The organism is Streptomyces sp. ISL-10, assembly GCF_018614575.1.
GTDB lineage: Bacteria > Actinomycetota > Actinomycetes > Streptomycetales > Streptomycetaceae > Streptomyces.
Map to the genome: position 1 here is coordinate 1 of NZ_JAGGOJ010000033.1, position 11,602 is coordinate 11,602.

Here is an 11,602-nt window from a genome sequence, read left to right on the forward strand (position 1 = left end):
CAACTGAAACGACGTCTAAAGACCTCATGGAGTGGTGGCCGGACTGGGCGCAGGACTACCGCCGCCGAGAGTTGAGCCTCACCCTCATTGAGGAAAACGCCCTATACCGGCGCTGGTCTGATGTGGCGCGAGTTGCGTACGGACTAGGCGTGCTGTGGCTGCTGTCCGGCTTGACGGTCTTGATGGTGCCCCCCGAGTGTCCGGCGCCCTCGATGTGGCGATGGGCCGCGGTGGTCGTGGGGTCGCTCGCAACGCTGGGGGAGCTCGTATGGGTGATTGTGAGCCTCAAGCGGCCAAGGTAGATGGGCTACGTGCACCGGCCTGCGACAGCGAGGACGCACACGGACGGCAGTCTTGCGAGGAAGGCACGGGTGAGGCAAGTGAGACGGAAACTGAGACGGAACAGCGCGAAGGGCCCAGTCCATCGGACTGGGCCCTTCGTCTACCAGCGGTAGCGGAGGGATTTGAACCCTCGGTGACTTGCGCCACACTCGCTTTCGAGGCGAGCTCCTTCGGCCGCTCGGACACGCTACCGGGAGAGAGCTTAGCCCAAGGTGGCCCGTACGCCGAAATCGGTATCCGGGCAGCGGCCGGCCGGGCGTCAGCCGCCTGCGGGGCGGTCCCGGAAGAAGGCAGTCAGCTGGGTCGAGCACTCGCGTTCCAGCACGCCGAGCACCACCTCGGGCCGGTGGTTGAGCCGCCGGTCCCGCACCACATCCCACAGCGAACCGGCCGCGCCCGCCTTCTCGTCGCGGGCGCCGTAGACCACCCGGTCCACGCGGGACTGCACGATCGCGCCGGCGCACATCGTGCACGGCTCCAGCGTCACGACAAGCGTGCAGCCGGTCAGCCGCCACGCGCCGAGACGGGCGGCCGCCCGGCGGATCGCCAGCACCTCGGCGTGCGCCGTCGGATCGCCCGTCGCCTCGCGTTCGTTGTGGCCCGTGGCCAGGACCGTGTCGTCCGCGGCCAGGACGACGGCGCCGACCGGCACATCACCGGCCCGCGCCGCGCGCTCGGCCTCCTCGAGCGCGAGACGCATGGGCGCCTGCCAGGGGCCGCGTACGGGGTCGTTCGGGTCTTCCATCACGTGATCGTCAGCGCACGGTCTCCAGGACCTCGCCCGCGCCGAGCGCCTCGGCGATCTCCAGCAGCGCGTCCGTGTCCAGCGCCAGCAACTCCTTCTCACCGAGTCCGAGGTCCATCAGGATCTCGCGGTCGCCGACCGGCCCGGCAGGGACGGTGTCGCCGGTCGCCAGCGCCCCGTCGTCGGCCGTGTCCTCGTCGTCGTCCGCTTGTGTCTCCCCGTCCTCGGTGCCGTCGAGGTCCAGGGCGTCCAGGTCGTCGGCCGGGTCGTCGTCGTCCCGGCCGAGCAGTTCGTTGGTCAGGATCTCCCCATAGGAGGAGCGCGCGGCCGCGGCCGCGTCCGAGACGAAGATACGAGGGTCCTCCTCGCCCTCGACGCGGATGATGCCGAACCAGGCGTCCTCCTGCTCGATGAAGACGAGCACCGTGTCCTCGTCCACCGAGGCCTCCCGGGCCAGGTCGGTCAGATCCGACAGGGTCTCCACATCGTCGAGCTCTGTGTCGCTCGCTTGCCACCCGTCTTGAGTGCGCGCGAGCAGTGCGGCGAAGTACACCGTGACTCTCCCACTGATCAGAGGTGTGACGACCGGCGGTGCGCTGATGTCTGCCCCGCCACTCGGAATCGTGGCAGAAACATCCGCGTTGCGAGAGGTCTTCCGTCGTTGCGTCGGCCACCAGTTCTGCGAGGCCGGCTCTGGGGAACGCCGCGGGGTCACCAGCGGAACGTCCGCATACGCATCTGCTGGCGCATCCGGGCCGCGCGGGCCCGTCGTGGCTGCACCCGGTCGCGCAGTGCCTTCGCCTCGTTCAGCTCGCGCAGGAACTGGGCGCGTCGCTTGCGGCGCTCCGCGTCGGTCTCCGGCTCCTCGTCGCGCTCCGGCTCGGGATCCGCCATCGGTCACACCACCCCACGAGTGCTCCGTATGCCCTCGTGCCCGTGGCCCGGGGGTACCCCACCACCTTCCCTCCGATAGCCCTGTTGATGCGAGTGCGGGCTACTGTGGGGCCCATGCGGATCCACGTCGTCGACCACCCGTTGGTGGCGCACAAACTCACCACGCTGCGCGACCGGCGCACCGACTCCCCGACCTTCCGGCGCCTCGCCGACGAGCTGGTCACCCTGCTCGCGTACGAGGCCACCCGGGACGTGCGCACCGAGCAGGTCGACATCGTGACGCCGGTGTCGGGCACGACCGGCGTCAAGCTGTCGCACCCGCGTCCCCTGGTCGTGCCGATCCTGCGGGCGGGCCTCGGCATGCTCGACGGCATGGTCCGGCTGCTGCCGACCGCCGAGGTCGGTTTCCTCGGGATGATCCGCAACGAGGAGACGCTGGAGGCGTCGACGTACGCGACCCGGATGCCGGAGGACCTGTCCGGCCGCCAGGTGTACGTCCTGGACCCGATGCTGGCCACCGGCGGCACGCTGGTCGCGGCGATCCAGGAGCTGATCAAGCGCGGTGCCGACGATGTGACCGCCGTGGTGCTGCTCGCGGCGCCGGAGGGCGTCGAGCTGATGGAGCGCGAACTGGCGGGCACCCCGGTGACGGTGGTGACGGCGTCGGTCGACGAGCGCCTGAACGAGCACGGCTACATCGTTCCGGGCCTCGGTGACGCGGGCGACCGCATGTACGGGACCGCTGTTTAGGGGCTCGGCTCTCCCCCTGGCTTCGCCGGGGGACCCCCATCGGGGCGCCTGACGGCGTCGACGGTCGATCCTGCTCGATCCACCCCCGGACTTCGTCCGGGGGTGGATCCACGTTCCTCGGGCCTCGGCGCGTTCTTACTCTCGACATCGCCGCGCCCCTTCGGCCTCCTCACCTCCTGCTGGAGGCCCTGCTCCGATTCACCGACAAGAAGGCGAGGGCGAGGGTGCGGGCTCCGCCATCGCGGCCAGGGCCACGTCGGCGTCCTTCTTCGGTGACAGGGTCGTGAAGGCCGTCCCGATGATCAGGTCGACGTCCGCCGTGCTGCGGGTGTCGGTCTTGAGCTGGGTGCCGGCGAGCTGCGTGCCCAGCACCCTGAAGTATCCCTCGTGGGCCGTCGGGCCGCCGAGCAGCACCGCGGTCCCGTGGACCTTCTTGTCGTACTCGGGCGTCGCGTTGCCCACCTTGCCGATGGTGAAGCCGCGCTTCTTCAGTTCGTCGGCCGCGGCCTTCGCCAGACCGCTGCGCGGGGTGGCGTTGTAGACGTTCACCGTGACCTGGCGCGGCTTCGGCGGGAGGGGTGCCGCGGAGACGACGGGGACGGGCTCGCAGTCCCGGGCCCGGTCGCCCGCCGTGGTCTTCTTGCCGCCGCCGGTGAAGGCGTCGATGAGCTGCATGGTCCCCCAGCCGGCCAGGCCGAGCGCGACCACCGCGGCCACCACTGCAAAGACGATTCTGCGGCGGCTCCGGGAGCGTCGCATACGTGGGTATTTGTCGCCCGTGATGCGGTACTTTCCGCCCATGCCGGGGGGAGTGAGCATGCTCATGGGCGCAGCGTAGTGCGGCCCGGTCGTTATGCCTACTAAACGATCAGTCCGTTGCGTCCGTACGGTGCCGATTTGACTCCGAAAGGATCAGTCGGCGCCCGAGGCCGCGGGGGTTCAGCCGAGCTCGAGCACGCGGGCGTGCAGCACCTGGCGCTGCTGCAGGGCCGCGCGCACGGCGCGGTGGAGCCCGTCCTCCAGGTAGAGGTCGCCCTGCCACTTCACGACGTGGGCGAAGAGGTCGCCGTAGAAGGTCGAGTCCTCGGCAAGCAGCGTTTCGAGGTCCAGCTGGCCCTTGGTCGTCACGAGCTGATCGAGGCGGACCGGGCGCGGCGCGACATCCGCCCACTGTCGGGTGCTTTCCCGGCCGTGGTCGGGATACGGCCGCCCGTTGCCGATGCGCTTGAAGATCACACGGAAAGCCTACCGGTCAAGAGGCTCCGGGCGCAGCCGCGGAGCGGCGGTGCGATCCTGTCGAAAACTGGGCAAAGCGGGAAACAGGGGTCTCTCATGACAGCTCAGGAACCAGTGCGACAGGGCGCCGCAGAGGAGATCGGGACCGCCGCGGCCCTTCCGCGGCCCGCCGTGGAGATCGCCTCGGCGTACTCCTTCACCGGCCCCGCGCTCGATCTGGGTGCCCTGCTGTGGGACGGGCAGTGCCTGCCCGGCGCGCGGATCCGCATCCCGCTCTCGATGCTCAACCGGCACGGCCTGGTGGCCGGGGCGACCGGCACCGGCAAGACCAAGACGCTCCAGCTGATCGCCGAACAGCTGTCGGCGCACGGCGTGTCGGTCTTCCTCGCCGACGTCAAGGGGGACGTGTCAGGGATCTCGGCCCCTGGACAGGGCGGCGAACGGGTCCAGCAGCGGGCCCGACAGGTGGGTCAGCGGTGGTCGGCCGCGGGCTTTCCCTGCGAGTTCTACGGGCTCGGCGGCATCGGCCCGGGCATCCCGCTGCGCGCCACGGTCACCGACTTCGGCCCGCTGCTCCTGTCGAAGGTGCTCCAGCTCAACCGGACGCAGGAGCAGTCCCTCGGGCTGGTCTTCCACTACGCCGACAGCAAGGGCCTGGAGCTGATCGACCTCAAGGACCTGCGGGCCGTCGTCGCCTTCCTCGTGTCGGACGAGGGCAGGGCGGAGCTGAAGACGATCGGCGGTCTGTCGACCGCCACCGCCGGGGTGATCCTCCGCTCGATCACCGCCTTCGAGCAGCAGGGCGCCTCGGGCTTCTTCGGCGAGCCCGCCTTCGACACCGCCGACCTGCTGCGTACGGCGGCCGACGGGCGGGGGCTCGTGTCCGTACTGGAGCTGCCGGCGGTGCAGGACCGGCCGCAGCTGTTCTCGACGTTCCTGATGTGGCTGCTGGCGGACCTCTTCCACGATCTGCCGGAGGCCGGTGACCTGGACCGGCCGAAGCTGGTCTTCTTCTTCGACGAGGCGCATCTGCTGTTCAACGGGGCGTCCAAGGCGTTCCTGGAGTCGATCACGCAGACCGTGCGGCTGATTCGCTCGAAAGGGGTCGGCATCTTCTTCGTCACGCAGAGCCCGAAGGACGTGCCGGGCGATGTGCTGGCCCAGCTCGGCAACCGGGTGCAGCACGCGCTCCGTGCCTTCACGCCCGAGGACGCCACGGCACTCAAGGCGACGGTGAAGACCTTCCCGAACTCCCCGTACGACCTCGAGGAGGTGCTGACCGGGCTCGGGACGGGCGAGGCGGTGGTCACCGTGCTGAGCGAGGGCGGCGCGCCGGCGCCGGTCGCCGTGACCCGGCTGCGTGCTCCGCAGTCGCTGATGGGACCGGTCGAGGCGGCCGCGCTGGACGCCGCGGTCGAGGGATCGCCGCTGTACGGGCGCTACGCCGAGGCCGTGGACCGCGCGTCGGCGTACGAGAAGCTGTCGGCCGGGCAGCAGGCGGCGGAGGCGGCGGCCGAGCGCGCGGCGCGGGAGGCCGAGCCGGAGCCGACACGGCGGAAGGGGCAGCAGCGGGAGGAGTCGCTCGCCGGGCAGGTCATGGGCAGCGGCGTCTTCCGGTCGCTGGCGCGCTCGGTCGGTACGCAGCTCGGCCGTGAGATCACACGCTCGCTGTTCGGAACGGCGCGCCGCAGAAGGTGATCCCCCGCGGCGCGCCGGTGTCCTGCCCTCAAGGGGCTGTTACTCGGTCACCTCGTGGTCATGACCGTCGTGCAGGCCGCCGCCGCTGCCCGCGTCACCGTCCGTGGGGACGGACTCGACCGGCTTGCGCAGCGAGCTCAGGTCGTGGGCATAGGTGCCGACGGCGTTGGCGATGACGCCGATGTTGATGGCGAAGGCGTCCATGTCGATGTTCTCGATGGTGTCGCCCTTGGCGTGGTAGTTCGGGTCGTACGCGACGCCCGCCTCGCCGCCGAACTTCTGCGCCTGTGCCTGCGTCTTGATGCCCTCGGCGCCCGTGAACGTGCCGCCGGACGGGATGCCGACCTCGATGAACGGGCCGTAGTCGGAACGGCCGGTGAAGTCGGTGCCCTCGTGCGGGGTGCCGTTGCGGTCGAGGAACGCGTTGATGTCGCGCTCCAGTTGGGCCGAGCCCGCGGGGCCGGGGCCCGCGCCCACACGGTCGGAGTCGTCGCCGTCGTAGACGAAGATGCCGTAGTTGGGCGAGGCGATCATGTCGAAGTTCAGGTAGAGCTTGATCTCCTTCTTGCCCAGGTCGCTCAGGTTCGCGACGTAGTGCTCGGAGCCGAGCAGCCCGTTCTCCTCGGCCGACCACCAGGCGAAGCGCACCTTGTTGGCGGGGCGCGGCTCCTTCTTGGCGAGTTCCTGGGCGACTTCGAGCAGACCGGCCGAGCCGGAGCCGTTGTCGTTGATCCCGGGCCCCGCGGTGACCGAGTCGAGGTGCGCACCGAGCATCACGGTGTTGGCCGCGTTGCCATGGCGGGTCTCGGCGATCACGTTGTTGGTGGAGCGCATCTCCTGGAGCTGGCGGATCTCGAAGGAGACGTTCACCGGCCCCTTCGCCAGGTCGGCGACGAGCTTCTCGCCGTCGGCCTGCGTGATGCCGCCGGTCGGTATCTTGCCCGATGCGGTGTCGCCGAGGGTGCCGGAGAGCACGCCCTCGGTGTTGTTGTAGACGATGGCGCCGGTCGCTCCGGCACCGGCCGCGGCCGCCTGCTTCTCGGCGAAGGTGCAGCCGCCCCGCTTGATCAGCGCGATCTTGCCCGTGAAGGTCGAGGAGGCGTAGTCACTCGCGGTGCAGCCGGTGGTGTCGTCCACCGGCACGGCGGCCAGCGCGGCCGTGACACCGCCCACCGGAGTGGACTTGGTGTACGTCATCGCCTTGATGGTGAGGTCGCGCGGCGACGGCGAGAGAACCGACAGCTTCTCGGCCAGCGTCTGCGTGTAGACGAACTCGAACTTCTCGTACGAGACGTCGTACCCGTACTTCTTCATCTGCTGGTACACATACGCGGCCGAGGCGTCGTGCCCGAGCGAACCGGCGGCGCGATGGCCGTCGGCGGAGTCCGCTATCTGCTGGAACTTCTCCAGGTGTGCGAAGGCGTCGTCGGCCGACGCCCGGGCGACCAGCTTCCTGGCCAGCTTCGCCGCGTCCTTGGCCGCCCGGTCGGCGGGGTCGTGACGGTGCGCTGCGGAAGGGGAAGCGGATGCCAGCAGGAGCGGGGTCGCGAGTGCGGCTGCGGCCAGGGTGGCCGCGGCTCTGCGATGGGTTGCGTTCACAGAGGTCCTTCCCGGTGCGAACTTGGTGAAAGGGAAGCTAGCGATCATCTGCGTTTCTGTGAACACTTCCGCCACAACTCACGGCGCATTTAGGACCATTGACACCGGACGTATTCGTTCCGCCTCCGTGCGCCCCCATCAGGGCTTTTCCGGGGCCGTCTTCTTCGCCTTGGCCGCCGCCTTCTTCTCCTGCTTGTACGCCCGCACCCGGGCCAGCGAGTCGGGACCGGTGATGTCGGCCGCCGAACGATAGGAGTCCCTCTCGCCGTACGCCCCGGCCGCCTCCCGCCACCCCTCGGGCGTGACGCCGTACTGCTTGCCCAGCAGCGCCAGGAAGATCTGCGCCTTCTGCTCGCCGTAGCCGGGCAGCGCCTTCAGCCGCGTCAGCAGCTCGTCGCCGCTGCGCACGTCCCGCCACACGGCGCTCGCGTCGCCGTCGTACTCGTCGACGAGGAACCGGCACAGCTCCTGCACCCGTTTGGCCATCGACGCCGGGTAGCGGTGCACGGCCGGTTTCTGCCGGAGCAGCTCGCCGAAGGCGTCCGGGTCGTAGGCGGCGATCTGGGCGGCGTCCAGATCGTCGGCGCCCAGGCGCTGCGCGATCGTGAAGGGGCCGGTGAACGCCCACTCCATGGGGATCTGCTGGTCGAGCAGCATGCCGACGAGGGCGGCGAGCGGGCTGCGGCCGAGCAACTCGTCGGCCTCGGGCTGCTGGGCGAGGTGAATGGTGGCATCCATGCCCCGATGATCGCCCGGCGGCGTACCGGCCGCCAGCGCCGTGGGCCGTATGTCAGGGCGTCAGCCGGGCGGCCCGCATCTGGAGGTAGCGGGCCTCCGGGAGGCTGAGCGTGTGCCGCGCCGCCGACTGGTAGGCCGCCAGGGCGCCTTCCCTGTCACCCGCACGCTCCAGCAGGTGCGCCCGTACGGCGTCCAGCCGGTGATGGCCCTTCAGACGATGCTCCAGCTGTGCCACTTCGCCGAGTCCGGCACGCGGGCCGTGCACCATCGCCACCGCCACCGCGCGGCCGAGCTCGGCCATCGGCTCGGGGAAGCGGCCGACGAGGACGTCGTACAGCGCGAGGATCTGCGGCCAGTCGGTGTCCTCGGGGCGGGCCGCCTCGTCGTGCAGGGCCGCGATGGCCGCCTGGATCTGGTACGCGCCCGCCGGGCCCTCGTGCAGGGCCTCCTCCACCAGGGCGGTGCCCTCGACGATGGCGTCCCGGTCCCAGAGCGTGCGGTCCTGTTCGTCGAGCGGGACCAGTTCCCCGTGCGGGCCGGTGCGCGCCGGGCTGCGCGCCTCGGTGAGGAGCATCAGCGCCAGCAGCCCGGTCACCGCGCCGTCGCGCGGCAGCAGCCGGCGCACCGCGCGGGTCAGCCGGATCGCCTCGCGCGCGAGGTCGGCGCGGTGCAGTGCGGCGCCGGACGTGGCGGTGTACCCCTCGTTGAAGATCAGGTACAGCACCTGGAGGACCACGGCGAGCCGGGCGTCGCGGTCCTGGGGGCCCGGCCGGCGGAAGGGCAGCCCCGCGATCTTCTGCTTGGCCCGGCTGATCCGCTGCGCGATCGTCGCCTCCGGCACCAGATGCGCGCGGGCGATCTCCGCGGTCGTCAGGCCGCCGACCGCCCGGAGCGTGAGCGCCACCTGCGCGGCAGGAGTCAGCGCGGGGTGGCTGCACAGGAAGAGCAGGGTGAGGGTGTCGTCCTCGGCCGGTGCGCGGCTCTCACCGGGCGGCGGCGCGGTGAAGGCGTCCCGGGGAGCGAGCCGCACGGCCGTCTCCTCCCGGCGCCGCCGTGCCTCCTCGGCGCGCAGCAGGTCCGTGAGCCTGCGGGAGGCGACGCGGATCAGCCAGCCGCGCGGATTGTCCGGCACCCCTGCGGCGGGCCACTGGCGCGCCGCCGACAGCAGGGCCTCCTGCACCGCGTCCTCGGCCAGGTCGAAGTGGCCGTAGCGACGCACGAGCGCGCCGAGGACCTGCGGCGCGTGGCGGCGCAGCAGGTCCTCGGTGCCGTTCGCGCGGTTCAACACACATCGCCTCCACCGTCGAGGATGGGACGGATGACGACCGGATACTGGGTGGTGCCCTCCGGGGTGGGGCACTGCGCCACACGTGCGGCGATCTCCGTGACCCGCTCCAGGCTCTCGCAGTCGAGCACCCAGTACCCGGCGAGCAGCTCCTTCGTCTCGCCGTAGGGGCCGTCCGTGATCACCGGACGGCCGTCGGGGCCCGCGGTGACACAGCGGGTCTGCGCGGGCTCGGCGAGCCCCTGCCCGTCGACCAGCTCGCCGGACTCGGCCAGGTCGTCGTTGACGGACTGCATGAACGAGAACATCGCCTTCAGTTCCTTCTCGCTCCACGCGGGGGCTCCAGGGGACCCCTTGCCGCGCATGGCCTCGTAGTCGGCCTGCGTGCCCTGAATCATCACCAGATACTTCATGGTCTCGCTCCCTCGTGCCCTCGTGCGGGGCCTTCGCCCCTCGGTGCCGCCCGCTTGTGGGCAACTCTCACGGGGGACGTCGGAGCCGATGACGCATTCTCGACAGGCGCGCCGGAACTCTTCTCAGGGTCGGCGCGGCGGCGGCCCGGACGAAGCCGCGATCCGTCGGCGTAGAGGGCTGCCGGGAGCGTCTTGTCGCGCGGTTCACGAACGCCGGACGCCGGACCGCCGGACGCCGGGGGCCGGACGCCGGAGCCGGGCGGCGCGCTCAGCGCGCGGCGCACGCGCTTCGACGACCATGCGTCACACCGGGCGTCGCCTGGACGCGCGGTGCACGCGTTTCGACGACCGGGCGGCGCACTGCGGCGGCGACGGCGGCTGGCGGACACGGCGTCACACCGGGGCGCCGTGCGTGGTCACATCGGCGAGACTTCACCGCGGAGACATGTGACCCATGGACGACAGCGACTTCCTGGCGGAGCGTTTCGAGGCGCACCGGACACGGCTGCGGGCCGTGGCATACCGGCTGCTCGGCTCGGCCGCTGAGGCGGACGACGCCGTGCAGGAGGCGTGGCTGCGGCTCAGCCGTACGGGCAGCGGCGAGATCGAGAACCTGGGCGGCTGGCTCACCACGGTCGTCGCCCGGGTGTCGCTGAACATGCTGCGCTCGCGCGACACCCGGCGCGAGGACTCCCTCGACGCGTCCCTCCCCGAGACCCCCGGCGCGGGGCCTGACCCGGCGCAGCAGGCCGAGCTCGCCGATTCCGTCGGGCTCGCGCTGCTCGTGGTGCTGGACACGCTCTCGCCCGCCGACGTCTCGCGTTCGTGCTGCACGACATGTTCGCCGTGCCGTTCGACGAGATCGCCCCTCTCGTGGAGCGCAGCCCCGTCGCGGCCCGTCAGCTCGCGAGCCGGGCCCGTCGCCGGGTGCAGAGCTCGGGGGTGGCCCCCGAGGCGGCGCCGGAGCGCCGGCGCCAGGTCGTCGAGGCGTTCCTCGCCGCGTCGCGGGGCGGGGACTTCGAGGCGCTGCTCGCGCTGCTCGATCCGGATGCGGTGCTGCGGGTCGACGGCGCGGCGGCGCTGGCGGGCGCGGCCGGGGCGCACGGGGCGGCGGCCGTGGCGCGGACCTTCGCGGGTCGGGCGAAGGCGGCCCGTCCCGTGCTGGTCGACGGCGCGGCGGGACTGGTGTGGGCGGTGGGCGGCACGCCGCGGGTGGTCTTCGACTTCACGGTCACGGACGGCCGGATCGCCGCGATCGACATCCTGGCCGATCCGGAACTGCTGTCCGCGCTGGAACTGGAGTCGGTGGGCGAGTGAGGTCCACCGAGGGGCCGGCCCCGGGCCTGCCCCTCGGAGCGGTGTCGGTTCAGGCGGCCGGTGCCTGCGCTAGGCCGATGATGTTGCCGTCGGCGTCCTTCACCATGGCGGTCAGTTTGCCGCCGCCGACGTCCCGCACTCCCTGCAGCGTCTCGCCGCCCGCGTCGGTGAGTGCCTTGAGCCGGCCCTCGATGTCGTCGACGTCCCAGAAGCAGACGGGACCGGTCATGCCCTTGCCGTGTCCGTTGGGGTCGAGACCGAAGTGCTGTCCGGCGACGGCGAAGGCGGCGTAGTACGGCTCGTCCATGGACGGATCGACCCCCAGCAGCGCCCTGAACAGGGCCTTCGCCGCCTCCAGGTCGCGGACTGGGTAGATGACGGTCCTCATGGCCTCGGTGGTGGCGCTCATGGCGTGCTCCTCGCTGGCGGGTCGTCCCAGTGGGCCTTCACTGTGGTGACCCGGCCCGCGGGGAGTGTGTGACCGCCACGCCGGATTTCTCGCGTACGCCTTTCAACGATGAGGCCTGCGGGCGCCCTCCAACGCAGCCCGTGTCTGCGGGCGCCCTCCAACGCAGCCCGTGCCTG

13 protein-coding genes, 1 tRNA gene and 1 pseudogene are annotated in these 11,602 nt (G+C 71.2%); 4 read left to right on the forward strand and 11 right to left on the reverse strand.

All coding sequences use genetic code 11. The features are described 5' to 3' along the window. Positions 1-302, forward strand: a 302-nt coding sequence (locus J7E88_RS30015) for a hypothetical protein (RefSeq protein ID WP_215186601.1), incomplete at its 5' end; no start/stop codon positions are given. A gap of 147 nt (positions 303-449) precedes the next feature. On the opposite strand, the gene J7E88_RS30020 is transcribed toward J7E88_RS30015, so the two are convergent. The 4 genes from J7E88_RS30020 to J7E88_RS30035 form a co-directional block, all read right to left on the reverse strand. After that, positions 450-534, reverse strand: a tRNA-Ser gene (locus tag J7E88_RS30020). A 67-nt stretch (positions 535-601) separates the two neighbouring features. Further along, complete coding sequence (gene tadA, locus J7E88_RS30025; protein WP_215186602.1) at positions 602-1,087, reverse strand: tRNA adenosine(34) deaminase TadA; 486 nt, start codon at positions 1,085-1,087, stop codon at positions 602-604. Between the two features lie 10 nt (positions 1,088-1,097). Next, on the reverse strand, positions 1,098-1,640 hold the full coding sequence (locus J7E88_RS30030; RefSeq protein ID WP_215186603.1) for a hypothetical protein: 543 nt from the start codon (positions 1,638-1,640) through the stop codon (positions 1,098-1,100). Positions 1,641-1,798: 158 nt separating this feature from the next. Beyond that, positions 1,799-1,981, reverse strand: coding sequence for a hypothetical protein (locus J7E88_RS30035; protein WP_215186604.1), 183 nt, complete (start codon positions 1,979-1,981; stop codon positions 1,799-1,801). A gap of 114 nt (positions 1,982-2,095) precedes the next feature. Between J7E88_RS30035 and upp the strand changes: the two genes are divergently transcribed. Further along, a complete protein-coding gene (upp, locus tag J7E88_RS30040; protein WP_215186605.1) occupies positions 2,096-2,731 on the forward strand; it encodes a uracil phosphoribosyltransferase in 636 nt (211 codons plus the stop codon). A 198-nt stretch (positions 2,732-2,929) separates the two neighbouring features. Here upp and J7E88_RS30045 read toward each other — a convergent pair whose 3' ends face one another. Continuing rightward, the gene (locus J7E88_RS30045) at positions 2,930-3,556 is read right to left on the reverse strand and encodes a LytR C-terminal domain-containing protein (protein WP_251023436.1); all 627 of its coding nucleotides are present in this window, start codon (positions 3,554-3,556) and stop codon (positions 2,930-2,932) included. Between the two features lie 114 nt (positions 3,557-3,670). Continuing rightward, on the reverse strand, positions 3,671-3,967 hold the full coding sequence (locus J7E88_RS30050; protein WP_003955420.1) for a type II toxin-antitoxin system VapB family antitoxin: 297 nt from the start codon (positions 3,965-3,967) through the stop codon (positions 3,671-3,673). Positions 3,968-4,063: 96 nt separating this feature from the next. Here J7E88_RS30050 and J7E88_RS30055 point away from each other — a divergent pair, with 96 nt between their 5' ends. Next, complete coding sequence (locus tag J7E88_RS30055) at positions 4,064-5,665, forward strand: helicase HerA-like domain-containing protein (RefSeq protein WP_215186606.1); 1,602 nt, start codon at positions 4,064-4,066, stop codon at positions 5,663-5,665. Positions 5,666-5,704: 39 nt separating this feature from the next. Here J7E88_RS30055 and J7E88_RS30060 read toward each other — a convergent pair whose 3' ends face one another. The 4 genes from J7E88_RS30060 to J7E88_RS30075 all read right to left on the reverse strand — a co-directional run bounded on the left by J7E88_RS30060 (position 5,705) and on the right by J7E88_RS30075 (position 9,700). Then, the gene (locus J7E88_RS30060; RefSeq protein ID WP_308307663.1) at positions 5,705-7,264 is read right to left on the reverse strand and encodes a M28 family metallopeptidase; all 1,560 of its coding nucleotides are present in this window, start codon (positions 7,262-7,264) and stop codon (positions 5,705-5,707) included. 138 nt (positions 7,265-7,402) lie between these two features. Beyond that, positions 7,403-8,002 (reverse strand): HhH-GPD-type base excision DNA repair protein, encoded by a 600-nt coding sequence (locus tag J7E88_RS30065; protein ID WP_215186608.1) that lies wholly within the window; start codon positions 8,000-8,002, stop codon positions 7,403-7,405. A 52-nt stretch (positions 8,003-8,054) separates the two neighbouring features. Continuing rightward, positions 8,055-9,290 (reverse strand): RNA polymerase sigma factor, encoded by a 1,236-nt coding sequence (locus J7E88_RS30070; protein ID WP_374196343.1) that lies wholly within the window; start codon positions 9,288-9,290, stop codon positions 8,055-8,057. Beyond that, on the reverse strand, positions 9,284-9,700 hold the full coding sequence (locus J7E88_RS30075; RefSeq protein WP_215186609.1) for a YciI family protein: 417 nt from the start codon (positions 9,698-9,700) through the stop codon (positions 9,284-9,286). Before J7E88_RS30075 ends, J7E88_RS30070 begins: the two co-directional genes overlap by 7 nt. A 454-nt stretch (positions 9,701-10,154) precedes the next feature. Between J7E88_RS30075 and J7E88_RS30080 the strand changes: the two are divergent. Beyond that, positions 10,155-11,017, forward strand: a pseudogene (locus tag J7E88_RS30080) (sigma-70 family RNA polymerase sigma factor). 49 nt (positions 11,018-11,066) lie between these two features. Here the strand turns inward: J7E88_RS30080 and J7E88_RS30085 are convergent. Then, positions 11,067-11,426: a VOC family protein gene (locus J7E88_RS30085; RefSeq protein ID WP_215186610.1), complete on the reverse strand. Its 360-nt coding sequence runs from the start codon at positions 11,424-11,426 to the stop codon at positions 11,067-11,069. Positions 11,427-11,602: the final 176 nt, after the last annotated feature.

Bases quoted from the DNA above. Each gene is read 5' to 3' on its own strand.
- J7E88_RS30045 (WP_251023436.1), bottom strand. From the start codon at position 3,556: ATGAGCATGCTCACTCCCCCCGGCATGGGCGGAAAGTACCGCATCACG.
- J7E88_RS30035 (WP_215186604.1), bottom strand. From the start codon at position 1,981: ATGGCGGATCCCGAGCCGGAGCGCGACGAGGAGCCGGAGACCGACGCG.
- J7E88_RS30085 (WP_215186610.1), bottom strand. From the start codon at position 11,426: ATGAGCGCCACCACCGAGGCCATGAGGACCGTCATCTACCCAGTCCGC.
- J7E88_RS30065 (WP_215186608.1), bottom strand. From the start codon at position 8,002: ATGGATGCCACCATTCACCTCGCCCAGCAGCCCGAGGCCGACGAGTTG.
- J7E88_RS30055 (WP_215186606.1), top strand. From the start codon at position 4,064: ATGACAGCTCAGGAACCAGTGCGACAGGGCGCCGCAGAGGAGATCGGG.
- upp (WP_215186605.1), top strand. From the start codon at position 2,096: ATGCGGATCCACGTCGTCGACCACCCGTTGGTGGCGCACAAACTCACC.
- tadA (WP_215186602.1), bottom strand. From the start codon at position 1,087: ATGGAAGACCCGAACGACCCCGTACGCGGCCCCTGGCAGGCGCCCATG.
- J7E88_RS30075 (WP_215186609.1), bottom strand. From the start codon at position 9,700: ATGAAGTATCTGGTGATGATTCAGGGCACGCAGGCCGACTACGAGGCC.